The sequence below is a fragment of the Bacillus cereus group sp. BfR-BA-01316 genome, assembly GCF_022664195.1.
GTDB lineage: Bacteria > Bacillota > Bacilli > Bacillales > Bacillaceae_G > Bacillus_A.
Genome location: NZ_JAKUGX010000038.1, coordinates 1 through 19,286 on the forward strand (window position 1 = coordinate 1; position 19,286 = coordinate 19,286).

A 19,286-nucleotide genomic window follows, 5' to 3' on the forward strand; every position below is an offset into this window, starting at 1 on the left:
TCCTTCAACTTCTTTTGCCGGTTCTTTTACTTCTTCTTTCGTTTCTTCAACTTCTTTCGTTGGCTCTTTTACTTCTTCTTTCGCTTCTTCAACTTCTTTTGTTCCTTCAACTTCTGTTGTTGGCTCTTTCACTTCTTCTTTTGATTCTTCAACTTCTGTTGTTGGCTCTTTCACTTCTTCTTTTGATTCTTCAACTTCTGTTGTTGGTTCTTTCACTTCTTCTTTGGGTTCTTCAACTTCTTTTGCTGGTTCTTTCACTTCTTCTTTCAGTCCTTCAACTTCTTTTGTTGGTTCCTTTGATTCTTCTTTCGTTCCTTCAACTTCTTTTGTTGGTTCCTTTGATTCTTCTTTTGGTCCTTCAACTTCTGTTGTTGGTTCTTTTGATTCCAATTTCTCTACTATATTCTGTACAACTTCACCACTAAACCATATACCAAGTCCATAATAGTCTGTTCCATCAAATGCAAATTCATATTTTTTCTCTCCAGGAGTACTCCAAACGATGGTACCATCTTCTTCATTGATTGTCCCATCTTCACTTTTCAACGTAATATCCTCAAGCGGTTCCCCTTCTACATCATGCACAGAGATTTTCACTGCTTGATTTACTTGTGCGTCATCAAGAACAATCTTCTGCTTTCTAATATCAATTGTTATCCACTGAGCTAATTGAATGATTGGTCTTATGTCACGAATCTCATTACCAGGAAGTTTTAAACTAAATAACTCTAGCATAGAAGAGAAAATAGAAATATCTTTAATTTTATTATCTGATAGATTTAACCATTGTAAATTTTGTAATTTACCTAATGGTGACACATCTACTACTTTATTTCCAATAAGCTCAAGTTTATTTAATTTACTTATTTCACTTATTCCATTCAAATCACTAACTTCATTACTATTCAATAATAAGACATCTAAATTTTTTAGTTTGTTAATTCCTTCAAGATCAGGGTTACTAATTTTATTATTTGATAAGTCTAAGTTTTTGAGAGACGATACTGTATATAACAACTTAACATTTTTCACATTGTTATGACTCATATTTAACTTTTCAAGTTTTTCTAATTTAACTATCGGTTCAATGTTTTCGATTTCGTTACGAGCTAAATCTATTGTTTTCAAACTTCTCAAATCCGAGATACCATCTACAGTTTTTAATCCACTATTTTGTAGTGTCAGATTTTCTAAGTTCTTCATAAATTCTAATCCAGAGAAATCCTTTATCCCTTGCTGTTTGCCATCAACTATTTTCAAGGTTTTAATTTGCAATAAATCGTCTTTAGTTATAGACGTATCTAAGTTTGTTCTACCTAAATTATTTTTATTAATAAATCGTTTTAAATTTTCATCTTTAATAACATTCACTTTCGCTTGCTTCTCTACGATATTTTGTATTATCGTTCCATTAAATCTTATTTGGCTCTCAGCAGAATTCACCTCTAAATTAAACTCATATGTTTTTTCTCCAGTACTATTCCACTTAACATACCCGTTATTTAGCGTTCCACCTTCACTCTTCCATCTGATATTTTGAAGAGTTTCTCCTTTTAAATCATATATAGGAATTTTTATATCTTCATTTACAATTCCATCACTTAAAAAGATTTTTTGTCTTTGCAGTTTAATTGGCACCTGCTTCCCTAATTCTACAACAGGTCTTATATCACGAATTTCATTTGCAATTAAGTTTAATGCATACAAATTCTTTAATTTGCTAAGTGGTGATAGATCAGAAATATAGTTTTCTTCTAAATTAAGCGATTGTAACTGTTCCATTTTAGCTAAAGGCGTTATATCCTTTATTTCCGCATCCATAACTTCTAGCTCAATAAGGCTCTTCATTTTACTAATATCTTCAAGATTAGTAATGTGATTATTCCCTATCCATAACACTTTTACACCACTTAATTGCCCAATATCTGTAAGATCACTAATTTCATTGTTAGACAAGTATAATTTATCTATAGATGACATAGAAAGTAAAGGTTTAATATCTTTAATTTTATTGCCAACTAAATCTAATACTTTAATTTTTTTCAATTGGTTTAATGGTTTCAAATCACTAATTTTATTATCTCTTAAATAAAGGAATTGAAGTCTATCTAATTGAGCGATCGGTTCAACGTTTTCAATTTGATTAGAAAAAAGATCTAAAAGCTTTAGTTTCTTCAAGTTAGAAATAGGAGCTAATTCCTTTACATTTGACTCATATAATCTAAACTTCTCTAAATTCAGCATATGTTCTAGACCTTCTAAACTACTAATCCCTTGACCACTGTATATTTCCAACTCTTTAATTTGAAATGCTTCTTCTTTAGTGATGGGTGCACCAATATCTTTTCGCCCTAAAACATTCTTATTAATATATTGCTGTAATTTAGTATCAGCTATTACGTTTTTCACTTCTTCTTTTTGTTCTTCTTTATTCTCTTTTGGATCTTCTGAGGTATTATTTTCTACATGGGTAGTAGTCACTTCGAACTGTACTTGATATTTTTCATCATACCCCATAGTTGGAATTAAAATATGCATTTGCATGTTATATCTTTTTCCTAATTCTCCAACTTCGAATTGAATAACTTTCGTCCCATTTTTCTTTTTATCCTCAGATATTACTTTCACATTATGAAACACACCAGGAGTATGAATATCCTCTGTTTTCAAGTATTGAAAGAAATCACTATCACTTAACGTTGCCGTTACAATTTTCTTTCCATTCTCAATTGTTAATTTCGGATCCTTTATATAAACAGCTGCCATGGACTCTTCATTTGTTTTATCTTTATACGCTTTAATAACAGCATCATATGTACCATCTTCTAAAGCATGTCCAGTTTTGTTTACCTCAATTGCTACAGCCGCTAAAGAAGGTGTTGAATACACAGCAAACGGTAGCGCTAAAGCTGCCGCCACTAACATCGCATTTATATGTTTTCTTTTATTTCTTTTCAACTTTACATCTCCTCCAAAATATATGAATCGAAATGTAATCATTTCTCGAATAAATGATAATGATTTTCATTTTCGTTGTCAACTAACAATTTAAATATTTCGCAAAAAAATAACCCCTTTTACAAGAGGTTATGCCATTTTCTCTCCTGATTCTTCTTTAAAAAAGCTTTTCATTGCATGAAATACATCTGCTTTTTGCTTTAAAATATAATATCTGAAATTCTCATCTTTAATGTTTTTGTAGGCTGACATAAGTGTACTATGGCGGTTGTATTGGTTTAGTTGGCAGGGATGTACCCTGTACTTCACAAAATAAACACCATGGTCTAGAAAGTATTCTTCTATTATCTGTATTACAAATAAGATTTAAAAACAAGCATCCACGCCAGGGATGCTTGTTTTTATCTAATTTATTTTAACAACTATTACTTTAAAATGAAGTTTGATCATTTCCTATTTATGCTACTCCACAATCGCGCCCGATAATTGAACAAGATAAATTCCAAGGTTTCCCCCATTTATGTATAACAACTTTACTTCTATTATAAATTTAAAGCGTTATGTAGAATGAATACGAATCAACGCTTCCGCATGATTAATGCTTTCTTTTAAATAAATTGGCGAATTGGGGTGATTTAATATTTCATCAGTAGTTAACCATAATACCTCTTCAACCTCATCGGGACTTTTAGAAAATGCCTCCCCCGATTCATATTCGCAAAGAAAAACAATATCCACAACATTTTCACCTGTATCGGTTACGAATGACGTACTATGTACATAATTTAGCCTGTCTTTTACGCTCACACCGACTTCTTCTAATATTTCTCGCTTTACTGTTCTCTCTAATATGTCTGATGAATTCTCTTCTATATCTACCTTACCTCCCACTAGAGAAAGCCAACCACCAGCATGTTCCTCTTTTTTGCTTCTTTCAATAATAAGCCATTTATCATTTTTCCTTATAGCACCTTCAACATTTACGATAAACATTTTAAAGTACCTCCTATAAATTATCCTTATTAATTTCGGGTATTTCCTATGCTTTGTAGCTTGTTCAAAAGCATAACCAAGTGTTTTTTGCCCTTTTTTATTTTCATATATGTACTCCCTTTCGAAAGCAAACGTATTTCTATATATATTGCTTTTATTATACCGTCTATCGTAGTTTTTAGGATATCGCTCTTTTACGTTTACAATTAAACAGCTTTATTATCACTGCACAGCTTGAATATAAACTAATGCGTGAAACGGCAACACCGATATTACCACAAAAGGCAGAAAAAAATAGCCCTACTTTGGCAGTGGACTTGTTGTTTAGCTATAAGCGCGCTATACGCTATTAGCTATATGCCAGGGGTATTGTATATATTGCATGTACTCAAATCATAATTTTAGATTGCAGCTGTTCCATTACAAAAAGTATTAAACTAACTAGCAAATATGCGATTTTTATATGGGAAATAAGGACAATTCTGAGACTGCATACTTAATAAAACAAGTATGTTTTTTTCTATAAATCTTTCAAAAGAAAAAAAGGCGTAATCCTTGATACATAAGGGATAAGCCTCTTTGCTTACCTCTTGCAATAGTATGTAATGGCAAATACCTATATATGATATCACAAATTAATGTTATATTTCCCCAATCAGGATGAATACCACTATCCAACCATCTGTACTTTCCATATAATTGAAATATTCTATGTGTCGAGGTGAAATCATGGATTCTTCTTCGTTTTACTCTATTGTGATCATAATTGCTGCGTTAGTCATATGGCGTAGAACTTTGGCAATGTATCGCCCTATTAAAGGAAACGGAACCCGCATTCTCTTACCCATACTATTTTTGTTACTCCCCTGCATTCACATCATCTTAAATCCAAAAGCACATGCCGCTGGCTGGGAATGGATTTGTGCAGCTATCTTTGGATTTCTTTTGTCAATTCCACTTATTTGGACCACTCACTATGAACTCCGATTCGATCAGCATATTTATGCTATAAGAAACAAGAGCTTTATTATTACCTTTCTCATCGTACTTATTATCCGTTTTTTACTTCGTGATTATTTAAAATGGCTAGGTCCAGAAACAGAAGCAGCACTATTTATGACTGTAGCACTGGGATATATCTTACCTTGGAGAATTATCTCTTTCATCAAATTTCGTCAACTATACAAAAGTCGAATCCAAACTAACAATAACATTGACTTACGATAACACTAATTATGTGAATGGAAAGTACTTTCAGAACTTCTGAGGGGACTTTCCAGGTTTTGAAATACATTGGTTTTATGCTAACAAAAGATGCTTATTTTTTTGAAGAACTATGTTAATTTTGAGGAACAAAGGGACAGATTTACTGCCCCCTATTGTTTACTTATTTTGATTTTTTTTGGGCTCTTAATGCGATTTTTTCAAGTCCATTTTCTCCCGCAAATTCTACATCTGCTTTTGGTACAGCATTTTTATTGTTCTTCAATTGATTATTCTTATTTTTAGCCATTTTTTCACCACCCTTGTAGCTTGATTTAGTTATTCCTTCAAGGATGCCAACTATAATAAATACACTATATACAGATAGCGGAGTTGTGTTTTTTCGTCATCAGCACCCACGATTTTAGTTTGCTTTCTTTTTTGTAGCCTATTCGATTTGATTTACTTCTTTAAATAAACTGCCCCATTCGCTCAATAAGAAATTGAATACAAAGCGATTGCACCCAATGGTTTTAACAATTAATATTTTTTGTTCCTTCGTTGGATAGATACGAAATTTATATGCTTTGTTGTAGCTTTTGAATAAAGTTTGATTAAATTAACCTAATAAACCTTGATAAAAGAGCAAATAGAAAAAGCGTGCTTTGAAAAAAGATTGATCAAAACACGCTTTTTCTATATTCAATTGAATCATCCTTTTATAAAAAAGTTTGATGATTTTTGTGATCCTTGCTCAATTAAAGCGCCCGATTATTGAAGTTCAGTTTTAGACTAATCCACTTCACATATTTACTTTATGAAGCTTCAAGATGAAGACTGCTGCCACGATAAGAAGGGACACCGTCAGAAAAGTAACTGCGAACGCGCTTTGCCCACTTGCGTACAAAGCTGCGGAAGCAACAATGAACACAACCAGCTTAAGCGTAGTTCGTATGGGGAAGGAGAAGATGGGGAGCGACGCCTTCGGGGAGAGAAACATCCCCCATAGAGTGGCTATGACTAGTGGCGTGGCAACCGCGAGTATAATTTTGACCGCTGCCCCTGTCTTGATATGATAACCCCAGTAACTGAACGCAGCCATTGCACCAAGCTCCAGTAGAAAGAATCCGGTGAGGACGCTAACACCTATCCATTTTATTTCCATCCGACTCTTCCTCCCAATAAAAAGAATTAAGAAACTAATGTTAATTTTTTTATATACAATATGTTTCGGTCATATTCTAAAATCCTGCCATTTAACTTAATAACAATTATTTCAAAATTCTGTGATTTAAGCAATCGCTTTATTCCAGAAAATGGCCCGATTGCTGAATAAGAAAAAAACCTGCACATCAACACAGCATTTTGAATGTACATTTTTACTTTGTACTTCGAGGATATTATGCGATTTTGGATGGAGTCAATATTTTAGGTGAAACGAATGTAAGCTAATGGGTAAAAGTTTACATTGGGATTTTGAATCATTTATAGCTAGTTTTGTAATAAATTTCTCAATATTGATATAGATGTTAAATATGGGTTTTATATCGAAAATTAACAAAAAATATAATATCATAAAAATTAAGATGGTTTGTGTCACTTGTTTTTCCCTTATGCTTAAGATAAGATCGTATTCGCCGATCTTATCTTTTTTTATTTGTAAATTTTATATGCAAAAAAAGGAATCCTTATAATAAGGATTCTGCAACAGGGAATTTACTCTTCTGTTTTAGGGGTAGCACTCCATGCCCATCAAGCTAACATTTTGAAGTGATACCGAAATGAAAATTTCATCTTTTCATAGGTATCCATGAGAATTTAGTTCATTTTTTTCGTTTTAGGGTAATTCTGAATTCTTAAGTTGATGGCAATGGGGTGGGACTCCAGTTAGTAATGAAAATCCCCATTAGGGGCACGGCAACGATTCCTTGTTTTTGGGGCCACTCATGATTGTAATTTAATCGAAATATCACTTAAACACGCATTTTACAATAAATAAAAGGAATACATTTGGAAAGAAGATTAACCAAAATGTATTCCTTTATGCTAATACTTATCGAAAAATAGACATATATAATAGACGTTTAAATGAATACAATCCAAATTAGGATTTTGTATATCGCCCAAGCTTCATCCTGTTTAATGGCTTGTTTCATGATTTTTTCTTTTTTTTGTAGAAATATATCCCTAAACAAATACCTATGACAACACAACCGATAATCGTTACTGTAATATACAGTGGGTCTTTATTTATTTCACCTGGGATTACCCTTTCTAAGATTGGGCCTATACACATTGAAAATGCTACAAAAATCGTAATCCACGATTTTGTATACAACGCAAACATAATAAAAATCAGAATACAAACAGCCGCAATACTATAATTTTGTAGTGTAGTTGCCACAAAATAATCGGTATCAATTTGTTTATTCATCCAAAAATAGAATCCTACCCAGACTCCGATAGCAATAAAATTAGCTAACATTACAAGAAATAGTGAACTTTTTGTAGATGGATATACTTTAGGAATCCCTTTGAATAGTGTAATTGCAAATACAGAAAGGGTCAGAAATAAGGGTAATGATCCAAATAACAATATGTTTTGTGAAATTTTGAATTGTCCTCTAATAGCTGGAGCAAAGCACATATAAGCGACAATAACTAGAATTGCTGCAGGAATTAATACGAACAATCCTTCTTTATCTACAGGTAGTTCTTTCCCAATATTCTTCATATGTTGTTTTCGGCTTTTGCCAATAATAGTATCTACACTTTTCCCCTTGTTTTCAGCTTCTATTAAATGAACTTCTAATTCTTCCACGATTCCATTTATATCTTCATCTTTTTTTCCTCGTTGCAATAAATACATTCTAAGTTCGACTAAAAATTGTTCAGACTTCGTTGATAACATGCTATTTTCCCCCTTTATTAATCACATTTTCAACAGATAGTTTTAAATCGCTCCAACGCTCTTTAAAACTATCCAATTCTTTTTCACCTAATTCTGATAACAAGTAGTATTTTCGTTTTGGACCAGCCGTAGATTCCCTTAATACACTCGTAACTAATCCTTCTTTTTGCATACGTAATAATAATGGATATATCGTTCCTTCACTAAACGAATGAAAGCCATAGCTATGCAATTTCTCCGTTAATTCGTAACCGTATATTTCCCCTTCTTGAATAATGGCTAAAATACATCCATCTAAAATACCTTTTAACATTTGCGTTGAGTCTGCCATTTCATCCCCCTTTTCATACATATTTTCTAGTAGCTTGTAATACAAGGTAAATGATTACAATAATAACTTGCAATGCAAGTGTTATGGATATAAAAATAACACATAATAACTTGTAATGCAAGGTATGTGGATGTACCTTTAAAATTAACACTCACAAAAACAAAACGATTTCAAAAGTATCTATTTTTAACTTCTTCCTATGTTTTATCTTTTAATATAAATATTACTTGATATATATTTTTGTTAACAGAATTAGAGTTCCGTTAACTTTTTGAGATGAATTTAACAAGATTAGTTTACAGAACACCTGTAAATATTGCTTAAAATATGTTTACGGAACACATTTTAAGCAAGTATTCTTGAAAATTTCAAATCTAATTACCTTAAATTCATTGTTTTATCATAACTTTGAAAGTTTTTTGCAAGTGGCCCGAAAAAGAACGAATCGTTGCCGTGCCCCCATTAGAGTATGAGATTTAAGGGGATTTTTATTTTGTCTTATTGAGATTTATAATAAATTATTAAGTATTTGATAATCTAAAAAAGAAGAAATATCTTCTTCATAATATGGTATCCTTATTAATTTAAAATCATTGTTTTGACAGTAATCATTTTTTATCTTGTCCCTTTTTTTCGTCTCCTCATACTTCTTTTTCCCACCAAAGTATGGAACCGGTTTAAAATGCTGTTCACCATCAAATTCAATTAAAGCAATTAAAGAGTTATTTTTATCAAAGATAGCAAAATCAAATTTTAATAAATCAATATTTTTACAATCTGGGAATGTATATTCTCTTTTAAAACAAATATTTTGTGATTCAAGGTATTCTTTAATGATACGTTCCCCCTTACTTTCATTACAATAGGGACATCTAGTTCCTGTAACAAAGTGTGAAGGAGTTACTTGATATGTATGACCACAAATCGTGTGTTGCATAAGTATCTTCTTTCTTGCTTTTTCATAAGAGCCAATAACTTTGTATTCGTTCCCTACTAGTTGGAATACTCTTTCTACAAATTCATCATGTGTTTTTGTTTTAGCCATACTAATTCTTTTACCTTTGCATTTTGGACAACCTTTCCCTCTTAAAAAATTAGATGGCATGACAGTGAATTCATTTCCACAATTATTATGTCTCATCAGTACATGGACATTTGTTGCTATGTATTCTGATAGCAAAGTATATTCCTCGCCAACTAAATGCTTGCACTCTTTAAGGAACTCAATATGGGATTTTCTTTTTAAATCTCCAATCACCTTACGGTTACATTCAGGACAGCGAGAACCAAATAGAAAACTTGCTGGATCTACTAAGTACTCAAGTCCACAATTGTTATGTCGTATCAAAACCTTAATATGTGCCCTTTCATAATTTCCTAAGACAGTATATTCCTCACCTACCGTAGAGTAGATATCTTTTATGAATTGTTCATGTGTTTTTGCATTCATATTCTTAAATGAACATACTTTACATCTTGAACCAGAAGAGGTGAAATGACTGGCTCTAACCCAAAATTCACGTCCACAAATATTATGCCTCATCAAAATTTTCTCTTTTGATGAAGTATAAGTAGTTAAAACCTTGTATTCTTCCCCTACTAATTTATAAATTTTAGTTAGGAACTGTTCATGTGTAATTGAATTTCCGTTCCTTTTCTTTATACTTCCGGACATTATCAAAAACTCCCTCATGTGTATTTAAATAATGATTTATAAAGAAAAGTCCTGTATTAACAGGACTCAATTTCTATTGTTTCTTTACAGATTTTCGCTATATACTTTATAAAATCAATTATCGGATATGTTATTAACGAAGGATGTTGTGTAAAATGTATTCCTTCTTTTTGTATTATTGAAACGAGTTGTTCTATACTCATTTCTTTTCGTTTAATTTTATTGTAATGTTTAAATACGATATTTTTCCACCTGAAAGAATCGCATTGGAAATAACTTTCTCCTTTTATTGTACGGTTGAAAATTTGTTCTAACTTTTCTCTTCGATGTTTTTCTTTCAGATAGTTCTCCATAATACATACCCCCTCCTAATCGTTAGCTATGCAAAGTTTTCTTCCGTATTTGCTATAACCAGTCTCTAAAGTTAAGATCCATTCATGTAAATCTTCCCAGGAGTATCCTAACTCAGATAAAAGTATAGGAAATAGATCAAAATTATCACGCCAATCATACATATTATTGAGAGCATCCTCTAATCGACCGAATGAAAACAAGGGAATATTTTTCTTCTTTTGATTTTTATAAGTAGCACGTACTAAGTAAACATAAGTCCTCCCATGTTTCTTACTAAACACAAAAAAGCCTTTCGTTCCCTCTTTCCCTTTCATTTCTCTCACCCTTTACGTTTTTCCCACCATACTATTGGAAAAAGAGAATATGGTGGGAAAGATTTGTTTAAATGTGATCTTATTTAACTAGTTACTAGTACATTATCTTTTACGAATTTTTCAGCTTGTATATAGAGCAAAAACAAATCGGCACTAAGCGTTATAGTAGTTGAGTCTTTCATTCTTTTAAGGTTAATAAAGTCGTGTTCTTCATTACCGAACATTTTTGCGTAACCTAAAACTAAGTATACAGTGTTATCTTTTGAAAAGTGAAAAAATTCACCGCGTTTTGGCCTCATATTATATCCTCCTAAAAGTAATTAGTTATAAGGGAAGATTATTGCGCCAAGAGCAAATGTTGTTTTCGAATTTTTTTAAACTGACCAAGCTTTACTAGTTGCCGGTCTTCTAGTCCAGGGATCTTATTTGGAGAATCGGAGACAGCCACAACAATGGTATTAGTTAATACATTAACTACAGAACCAATTAGTGTTACTGAAGAATCATGACGATAATGGAATTGTACAGAATCACCAATTTTTACATTTACAGATTTTTTATTCATAAAATAATTCCTCCTTAATTATATAAGTTGAAAGATATTAGAATTAAAACCCAAAACATATTCCAGAGATCATATATGTAGCTACAACCATGAAAATAGATATTCCAAATGTACCGAAGAACCAAATTTGTGAGGTAATACAATTATCTATACCAAACCATTTACAAGTGACGTTATATCGCTTATTTAAATTGGCCTTTATAACAATTTTCATTTTTTCTTTTTTAGTTAAATGTGATAAAATATTCTTGCTGTTATGAGTTTTTAGGTAGCTATTTGCCATCTAGAATCAGCCTTTCTTTTGTAATGTATCTGGAAAAGCCCTTACTTACTTTGGCGGTGGTGGGGGCTTTTTCATGTCTATTTTTAATGGGTATTTCTTGTGATTTATGGATCCTTAATTCTTTTGAAATCCGTAAACTTCAGTCATAACCTCTTTAGTTAGAAGCCATGTATTTCCTGACTTCTTGACTAATCCTAATTCTACGTAATTTTTTAATTTACCACGTACACATGACGATCTCACGGTACCTTTTTCTAATCCCCACTTCTGTTCGGCTTCACTTGCTGTAAAAACATTGGAAAGTGGGGAGTTTGAAAATTTTTTTCTACAGAACTTTTCTTATCAGGCATTATATCCCTCCTCTCCAATCACGAAAACGTGATATCCTATACGTCTATTCTATCACGTTTTCGTGATTAATTAATAATATTTCTGAAAATTCATTCTGTTAATTTCGACAAAAAAGCACATAATCTAAATAGATTATGTGCTTAATGGGGTACCGCCAGCATTTTGGAAAAAAACCACGTTAAGCAAAAAATAAAATGAGCTGTCCATATGGACAGCTCATTTACATAATTCTCGTTATTGGAAGTTATAAGCACAGTTTGTATTATGTTTAGGTAAATCTCAATCTTCATCAAGCATATAAAGTTCCTAAAATAAATCAAATATGATATTAGTTATGTAAGTTTCTAAGAATGCAGCAACGATAATTATAGGTAAAGTTAAAATAGCATAAATTTTTATTACTTCTAAAATTTTTTTACTAAGAGATACTCTTTCTTTATCCTTTTTGAACATAATTTTTAATTTGATTCTAATAAATTTATTTAATTCAAAAAGAATAGCCGCAAATAAACACAAAGCGAAAACTTCAACAAGGTAATGAGGGATGGATGAAATTATCATCACAAAACCTTTTTTAAAACCAACTTGTAACGCAATTCCAAAAGAAACCCCAAGAAGTGAAGCAGTTAAAATTATATGTATAACATATAAAAATTGTATTGGAATCAAGGCTAATATAAACATTTGTAAAGGCACGATAAAACCATTATTAACAATGTATTTCCATGCCTTTTCTATACCTGTTAATTCCTTTACTTGATCTGGTATTCTATTTCCTAACCCTTCCAGTGTTTCTTTTAGATCTGGATTGATTATAAAAGTTATTATGGTTGCAATAACAGTTAGTGCTACCCCTAATATGAAAAAGTTAATAGCTCTTTTAAATACAACCTTATTAATTATTTTCGAAATAACTCTCACCTCTCTTTTCTAAATTTTACCATCTGAATAATACGGTAGTAAAGAAATTTTTCTTGTATATCGTATACATAACCGGTTAACATAACGTCCCATTATTGGTAGCAAGGAAAAGGAGAATCCCTACTCTCACAAGGGATCCTCCTTTTTTCGTTCTATGGATCTATGCATTTTTTTACACATTCCTATCCTGGCGTAGTTTTAGGATTCTCGTTTGTTATTAGATTAGCCAAAAAACTGTATAAAATCTTGCATGCTCTTAGCGTGGGTTTTTTCCAAAATGCTGGCGATACCCCATGCCCATCAAGCTAAGATTTTCAGAAACCTCCCATTACAAAAATTTTACCTTTTCACAGTTATTCATAAGAGTTCGGCTCATTTTTTCTTTTTTTTGGCCTTTATTTTCTTTAAGTTGATGGGTATGTATGGTGACCCCCTCATGCCTCCCTACAGGGAGAATGATAAGGCATTTTTTATTTACCCAATTACCGAGCTCTCAAATGTTTTAAATAGTTACTTATCCCCTAATCACCGAGTATGTTTATTTCTCTAAATCACTGTCCATAATAATAAATAAAGACAAACCCTTTATCCTTAAGATACAAGCTCTTTCTCAAGAGTATCAAACTCGGTGATTAGGGTAGAGTGGTATACCACTCCCCCCTAACCACCGAGTAAAAGAAAATTCCCCATCTACATTTCGACCTAAATACCGATGTCATCAAAAATAAAAAACAGCCACCGATTTCGATAGCTGTTTTACAAAATTAAGCTGATTTGATTCTTCACATCACGTTTTGAAAAATCTGTTCGTAACTGTAGTGAAATATCATATTCATTACGCTTTTTATTTTCTTTAATAGATACAGATTGAATGAGAGGTAATAAAAAGCGTCTTTTATCCATATCGCTTATTTCTTGAAGTTTCACATCGTCTTGAAATACTTCGTTCAAGGTATGTAACCATGTTGCTTTGCTTTTTTCAACTTTTTCTTTGAGAGTGATTTGCTGTTTAAAGTGGTTTATTTGTTGTACGATTCCATCTAGTTTTCGCTGTACATCCAAACGGTAAATCGCTAAAGACTTCAAAAAACGTTTATCATCGTTATTTTTCATACGTTGTTTAAGTTCTTCTGTAATATTGTGAAGTTTGATGGTGTAGCTTTCGAAAAGACGCTGATGCTTTTGAATATTGTTATTCAATTCTTGTATCTCATACTGAATTTTTTGTTCTATCGCATGATATACATTATGAAATCCGCTTATTTTCACATCAGTAAGTGTTTGATTCACTACTTTATCATGAAGGAGGTCTGCATCTATTCTTAATTTACAGTTGGGACAGGAATAAATTTTCCCTCCATACTGTTTATTTGTAGAACTTACTGTTTGTTGATTCTTTGTTTTCATTAATTCTTGGCACTTTTCACAAGAAAGCAACCCTTGTAGCAAAAAACTTGTTTTGTAATGTTTAGGAACCATGTTGCCATTACGTTTTTCTGAATAAATACGCCAACATGATTCCCATGTCGCTCGTGAAATGATTGGCTTCACATAGTGGTTTGGTGCTTCAATCCAAATATCCCTTGCATTTTGCTTTCCATCTGTTTGTCGGCGCCATGATAATAAACCACAATAAAAAGGATTAAGCACAATCACCTTTACATTCTCTTTCCCCCAATCTTTTCCGCGGCGGGAACCGTTAGGGAGTGTATTAGCAATATACTGAAACCCATGACCATTTACATATAAATTGAAGATTTCTTTTACATAGCACAGCTCTTCGGTGTGTTCAATAAATTGCCCACTATTCTTATCATATGTGTAACCAAATGGTGGTTTTCCACCAAGCCATTTTCCTTGTTTTGCTTTGTTTTCTAGTCCCGATCGTGTTCTTGCAATGATGGTGTCTACTTCATATTTAGTAAAACCATCCTCCATAAGTTGCACAATCAAATCATTATCAGTACTGTACACACTTTCAGTCGAACTAATAATAATCGGAATACCAAGTGTCTTCATGACAATACGAATAGTTTGATGTTCAAGAGGATCTCTGGCAAGACGATCACTTTTATAAACAATCACAAAATCAAATTCTTGTCGTTTCGCCGCTTCAAACATGTTTTCAAGTTCTTTTCTACTAGTGAGTTTATTTTTACGAGCTGAAACAGCCTTATCAAGAAAGGAATGAGTATGAATGCAATTATATTTACGAACTACTTCCATAACAGAATTTATTTGCATATCCATGTCCTGCTTATCAGTAGAATGCCGCCCGTAAAAAGCAGCTTTCATATTTGATTGTAATATATAAGAGAGCTTCATGATGTTAACACCTCTTGAGTACGTAAGAATGGGTGTTTAAAAACAATTTCGCATTCCTTCCCGTCAGTTTTGACTTGCTGTATTAAATCTCGAAAAAAGGAACCTAACTTTCGATTCTCCTTGATCTCGTCATAGGACAACGACATAGAGGATTGATAATTACTTACCTTTTCACATAATTGCTTTACATCACTTAATTCCTGTATTACCTGTTCTTTTTGTTTTTTATATTTTGCCAGCTCATCATACAGCGCCATAATTTCGATTTCTTTCTGTTCCTTATAAGGTGCATCAGTTTCGTGATACCACGTATCTACTTTTGTAATTAACTTTTCATTCATAAGCTGGATTTTTTCTTCAATGGTTTGTATTTTCTGTTTTACTTGCTTCTTAGCATTCTGTTCATATCGATTAAATAATTCCTGGAAATGAGAAGTGAGTAGGCTATGAAAATATTCTTTGCAGCGTTCAAAGACTAATGGTTCGATTGTACTCTTAAAAACGTAAACTGAAGAATGGTTTAAACATTTATATTTTAAATTTTCTTTTCTTCTAGCCTTTATTTTTTGTAATGATTCATTACATTTCGAACAAATTAGTAAGTCTTGCAATGGAAATAACACTTGTTCGAATACATAATCTTGATGAATCTTTTTGGGAGATAAAACGGTGACAATACTACATGCTTTTTCCCATGTATTCTTATCAATAATGGAAAGTCTTTCATATTTACTAGTAACATCTTCACCAAAAATATTCATAGTACGCAATCCAATATATGTCGGGTTTAATGCAATTTTTCTTATATCAGCCGAAGTCCAAGACTTACCGTTTTCCTTCAAGCCTAATACATTACAAAGTTCTTTCAAGGATTCATATTTTCCCGATACAAGTTCTTGATAAATCCTTTTAACAATTTGTACTTGTTCATCAACCAATTCAATTTCTTTCGTTTCTTTATTCCATTTAAAACCATACGGAAGACGTCCTGGGTTTTTACCACTTTGGAAATTTGACTTTAATGTTTGCTTTAAACGTTCAATAATTTGTTCGCCTTCACGTTGGGCCATACCCGCCATAATTAATTCAAGATATTCACCAATTGGTGTGTAGTACACTGGTGGCTCATTCGGTGCAGTTAAAATAACATTTATTTTCTTGTTTCTTAGTATTTGATAAATTTCATAATACTCCATCACATTTCGAGCTAGTCGATCTCGCTTAAATAAGAATAAGGTTCCGACATCGTTATTGTTGATATCTTGTAGTAATTTTTGTAGGGCTGGACGCTTTTTTAAACTGACTTTTCGGGCTGATACCGCTTCATCGATATATTCTTCATCGATAATCAATGCCATATCAATGGAGCAAGTGAGAACTGAATTTTGTTGCATCCCGATTGAGTTTTCCTGAGAATCAATTGAACTTCTATAATATGCAACGGTCTTCAATTCAGGACCTCCTCTCATGATGTTCTATTTACACTGTATGTATCAAAAATAGCGGCTAGTCCTTATTAATTGCTTTAACTAATTCTTTTTCAACAATCTTGATATACGCTTCAAACCATTTTTGAGCTGATTCTGGATCATGAACATAACTTACTGATGTAATTGTAATTTTCTTTTGCCTATTCATTTTATGTATTCCTTTCAATAAATCCGTGGAGGTTATTCTTATGATAAATGAAATTGGTAAACACATTCGTACACTACGTACTCAAAAAGGCATTGGACTAAACACCTTTGCAAAACAGCTTGGTGTATCACCAGCTTATTTAAGTAATCTTGAGACAGGAAAAACAGATACCATTCAACTTTCACTACTACAAAAACTGCAAGATGAACTTCACCTCATTACAATAGATAACTTTTCCTTAATACAAGATGAAACAAAATATAGAATTGCTCGGGCAAGCACTCTCTTACATAGCTTGATGCAACAGAATGAAGCATTTGGATACTACTTATTAGAAACCTTAGAAAAAGGTATTTATCTATCTCAGGTATCACCTACCTCCGATAACAATGATCAGGATTATTATTTACAAAACTAAAAAGACTATTCACAATAAAAAACAATTATTTATGTTAGTGAATAATTTAATCAAAAAAAGAAGAGCATACCTCTTAAAGAAAGAGGATGCTCTTTTTATTTTTCGTCTTCCTGACAACTCACTGCCGCTTCAACTATAGACCTTAAAATTGGATTTTTCTTTTCCCACTCTTGTTGGAACCATTCTTTTTGTTCTTCTTTTTCCATTGATGCAAGTGGTGAATGGATAATGACTTTTGTATTACCAAATTGGAATTCTTTCATCATATCCCCCCTTGCATTATATGTATGCAAGACAGGAAAAAAGACGAACTATCATTTTCATAGGACAAGCTAGCCATACATATTTATAACAATAATAATAGACAAGCTGGTAGGTGAAACTAATGTACCGTCCACAAGAACTTGATGTATTCATCTATTTACGTAAAAGTCGAAAAGATCTTGAAGAAGAAAAAAAGGCGATGGAACACGGACAACATTATGATACACTTGAACGTCATCGTACTCAGTTATTAGAACTCGCTCACAAAGAGCATCATAATATTATTGATATTTTTGAAGAAGTTGTTTCTGGTGAATATATATCTGAAAGACCTATGATGCAAAAACTTCTTCGCGAAGTAGAATCAGGCATCGCTAATGCTGTGTTAGTAATGGATTTAGACCGTCTTGGTCGTGGGGATATGGTAGATCAGGGAACGATTTATCGTGTGTTTCGCTATTCAGAGACATTCATTATTACTCCAACAGAAATTATTGATCCCAATGATGAAAATCAAGAGTTGACCTTTAGTATAAAATCTTTAATTGCCCGAGAAGAATTAAAAACAATTGTTAAACGTATGCAGCGTGGTAGAAGGGTTTCTGCAAAAGAAGGAAAATCTATCTCTCGCGTGCCAGCTTTTGGATACTTACGAGATAATAATTTAAAACTTTATCCTGATTCTGAAAAGAGTTGGGTGATACCAAAAATTTTCGAATTAATGGCGAATGGAATGGGAAGACAGGCAATTGCCCAAGAATTAGATAGGTTGGGTATTTCTCCTCCTGAAGGTGAATATTGGAATCCTTCAACTATCTCCTCCATTATAAAAAACGAAGTATATCTTGGTCACATTATTTGGGGGAAAATACGTTATACCAAACAAAATGGGAAGTACATTCGTAAAAAAGTACCGAAGGAAAGATGGCAACGACACGATCATGCTCATACTCCACTTGTATCAGAAGAGTTATTTCAAAAAGCCAATATGGCTCATAGCAAACGTTGGAGACCTCCAACAATCAAAACAAAAAAACTTTCCAATCCATTGGCAGGAATCTTGTTATGCGAATTATGTGGTCATTCCATGCTTTATCAGCCACGAAAAGATCGCCCTAACCCCCAAGTTCGCTGTGTACAACCGTCTTGTAAAGGAATTCAAAAAGGAGCTTCCTTAGCACTTGTTGAACAGCGTATACTTGACGGATTAAAACAAATTATTGAAAGCTTTGAGATACAAGAGAACATGGTACAAAAAAAGAAAACAACGAATAACATTAATATGCAAAAAAAAGCTTTAGAAAAGAAAGAACATCAAATTAATGATTTGCAAAAACAAAAAAATACCCTCCATGATTTGTTAGAGAAAGGTGTATACGATATTGAAACTTTTTTAGAACGACAGAAATCCATTGTAATACGTTTAAAAACTATACAAGAAGAAATTAAGCAACTTGAGCACGAAATTAAGCATGTATTAGAAAAAGAAAAACATATACATGAGTTTGTTCCCAAAATTAAAAATGTATTAGAAGCATACTATGCGACCGAAGATATAGAAAAGAAAAATCGCCTACTTAAGTCAGTGCTTGAAAAGGTCACATATTTAAGAAAAAAAAGGTGGCAAAGAAAAGATGAATTTGTCGTGGAATTACATACTAAAATATAAGCATAAAACTCAGCTCTATATAACAGCATCCACTAAAAATACCCATTAATGAAGAAAGAAGATACCTACTACGTACAGGTATCTTCTTTTCTCTATTTATATTGATTTCGTTT

The 19,286-nt window shown here is 32.4% G+C and carries 19 protein-coding genes and 3 pseudogenes; 3 read left to right on the top strand and 19 right to left on the bottom strand.

Features of this window, described 5'->3' with window-relative positions:
- The 3 genes and pseudogenes from MR071_RS22025 to MR071_RS22035 all read right to left on the bottom strand — a co-directional run.
- On the bottom strand, nt 1-2,958 hold a 2,958-nt coding region (locus MR071_RS22025), incomplete at its 3' end, for a leucine-rich repeat domain-containing protein (RefSeq protein ID WP_242238024.1).
- Between the two features lie 129 nt (nt 2,959-3,087).
- Nucleotides 3,088-3,243: pseudogene (locus tag MR071_RS22030) on the bottom strand (sporulation protein YhbH); the annotation flags it as partial.
- Between the two features lie 273 nt (nt 3,244-3,516).
- Nucleotides 3,517-3,951 carry an NUDIX hydrolase gene (locus MR071_RS22035; protein WP_105586187.1) on the bottom strand — a complete coding sequence of 145 codons (435 nt, stop codon included), beginning with the start codon at nt 3,949-3,951 and terminating at the stop codon, nt 3,517-3,519.
- Between the two features lie 729 nt (nt 3,952-4,680).
- Between MR071_RS22035 and MR071_RS22040 the strand changes: the two genes are divergently transcribed.
- A complete protein-coding gene (locus MR071_RS22040; RefSeq protein ID WP_105586188.1) occupies nt 4,681-5,178 on the top strand; it encodes a CcdC protein domain-containing protein in 498 nt (165 codons plus the stop codon).
- Nucleotides 5,179-5,338: 160 nt separating this feature from the next.
- Here the strand turns inward: MR071_RS22040 and MR071_RS25515 are convergent, their stop codons facing one another.
- The 15 genes and pseudogenes from MR071_RS25515 to MR071_RS25520 form a co-directional block, all read right to left on the bottom strand.
- Nucleotides 5,339-5,464, bottom strand: coding sequence for a hypothetical protein (locus tag MR071_RS25515; RefSeq protein WP_001107285.1), 126 nt, complete (start codon nt 5,462-5,464; stop codon nt 5,339-5,341).
- A gap of 147 nt (nt 5,465-5,611) precedes the next feature.
- Nucleotides 5,612-5,746, bottom strand: a pseudogene (locus MR071_RS22045) (helix-turn-helix domain-containing protein); the annotation flags it as partial.
- Nucleotides 5,747-5,956: 210 nt separating this feature from the next.
- Nucleotides 5,957-6,319 carry a YrdB family protein gene (locus MR071_RS22050; RefSeq protein WP_002144369.1) on the bottom strand — a complete coding sequence of 121 codons (363 nt, stop codon included), beginning with the start codon at nt 6,317-6,319 and terminating at the stop codon, nt 5,957-5,959.
- Nucleotides 6,320-7,306: 987 nt separating this feature from the next.
- A complete protein-coding gene (locus MR071_RS22055; RefSeq protein WP_105586190.1) occupies nt 7,307-8,065 on the bottom strand; it encodes an NADH dehydrogenase subunit in 759 nt (252 codons plus the stop codon).
- Between the two features lies 1 nt (nt 8,066).
- Entirely contained in the window at nt 8,067-8,396 is a 330-nt protein-coding gene (locus MR071_RS22060) for a PadR family transcriptional regulator (protein WP_078177303.1), read from the bottom strand.
- Between the two features lie 508 nt (nt 8,397-8,904).
- Nucleotides 8,905-10,071, bottom strand: coding sequence for a hypothetical protein (locus MR071_RS22065; RefSeq protein WP_105586191.1), 1,167 nt, complete (start codon nt 10,069-10,071; stop codon nt 8,905-8,907).
- A 56-nt stretch (nt 10,072-10,127) separates the two neighbouring features.
- Nucleotides 10,128-10,424, bottom strand: a complete 297-nt coding sequence (locus MR071_RS22070; RefSeq protein WP_105586192.1) for a hypothetical protein — start codon at nt 10,422-10,424, stop codon at nt 10,128-10,130.
- A gap of 15 nt (nt 10,425-10,439) precedes the next feature.
- Nucleotides 10,440-10,739 carry a hypothetical protein gene (locus MR071_RS22075; RefSeq protein ID WP_044797605.1) on the bottom strand — a complete coding sequence of 100 codons (300 nt, stop codon included), beginning with the start codon at nt 10,737-10,739 and terminating at the stop codon, nt 10,440-10,442.
- 83 nt (nt 10,740-10,822) lie between these two features.
- Nucleotides 10,823-11,038, bottom strand: coding sequence for a hypothetical protein (locus tag MR071_RS22080; protein ID WP_086411182.1), 216 nt, complete (start codon nt 11,036-11,038; stop codon nt 10,823-10,825).
- A gap of 38 nt (nt 11,039-11,076) precedes the next feature.
- Nucleotides 11,077-11,304: a methyltransferase gene (locus MR071_RS22085; protein WP_105586193.1), complete on the bottom strand. Its 228-nt coding sequence runs from the start codon at nt 11,302-11,304 to the stop codon at nt 11,077-11,079.
- A 397-nt stretch (nt 11,305-11,701) separates the two neighbouring features.
- A pseudogene (locus MR071_RS25860) lies at nt 11,702-11,878 on the bottom strand (helix-turn-helix domain-containing protein); the annotation flags it as partial.
- Nucleotides 11,879-12,244: 366 nt separating this feature from the next.
- On the bottom strand, nt 12,245-12,859 hold the full coding sequence (locus MR071_RS22090; protein ID WP_105586194.1) for a stage II sporulation protein M: 615 nt from the start codon (nt 12,857-12,859) through the stop codon (nt 12,245-12,247).
- A 756-nt stretch (nt 12,860-13,615) separates the two neighbouring features.
- A complete protein-coding gene (locus tag MR071_RS22095; protein WP_242238027.1) occupies nt 13,616-15,184 on the bottom strand; it encodes a recombinase family protein in 1,569 nt (522 codons plus the stop codon).
- Nucleotides 15,181-16,635 carry a recombinase family protein gene (locus tag MR071_RS22100; protein ID WP_105587926.1) on the bottom strand — a complete coding sequence of 485 codons (1,455 nt, stop codon included), beginning with the start codon at nt 16,633-16,635 and terminating at the stop codon, nt 15,181-15,183. Before MR071_RS22100 ends, MR071_RS22095 begins: the two co-directional genes overlap by 4 nt.
- 55 nt (nt 16,636-16,690) lie before the next feature.
- On the bottom strand, nt 16,691-16,822 hold the full coding sequence (locus MR071_RS25520; protein ID WP_003195041.1) for a hypothetical protein: 132 nt from the start codon (nt 16,820-16,822) through the stop codon (nt 16,691-16,693).
- A gap of 40 nt (nt 16,823-16,862) precedes the next feature.
- Between MR071_RS25520 and MR071_RS22105 the strand changes: the two genes are divergently transcribed.
- On the top strand, nt 16,863-17,240 hold the full coding sequence (locus tag MR071_RS22105) for a helix-turn-helix domain-containing protein (RefSeq protein WP_087963135.1): 378 nt from the start codon (nt 16,863-16,865) through the stop codon (nt 17,238-17,240).
- 95 nt (nt 17,241-17,335) lie between these two features.
- Here the strand turns inward: MR071_RS22105 and MR071_RS22110 are convergent, their stop codons facing one another.
- Nucleotides 17,336-17,503 carry a hypothetical protein gene (locus tag MR071_RS22110; protein WP_166504398.1) on the bottom strand — a complete coding sequence of 56 codons (168 nt, stop codon included), beginning with the start codon at nt 17,501-17,503 and terminating at the stop codon, nt 17,336-17,338.
- A 122-nt stretch (nt 17,504-17,625) separates the two neighbouring features.
- Between MR071_RS22110 and MR071_RS22115 the strand changes: the two genes are divergently transcribed.
- Nucleotides 17,626-19,173: a recombinase family protein gene (locus MR071_RS22115; protein ID WP_105587925.1), complete on the top strand. Its 1,548-nt coding sequence runs from the start codon at nt 17,626-17,628 to the stop codon at nt 19,171-19,173.
- Nucleotides 19,174-19,286 lie beyond the last annotated feature (113 nt).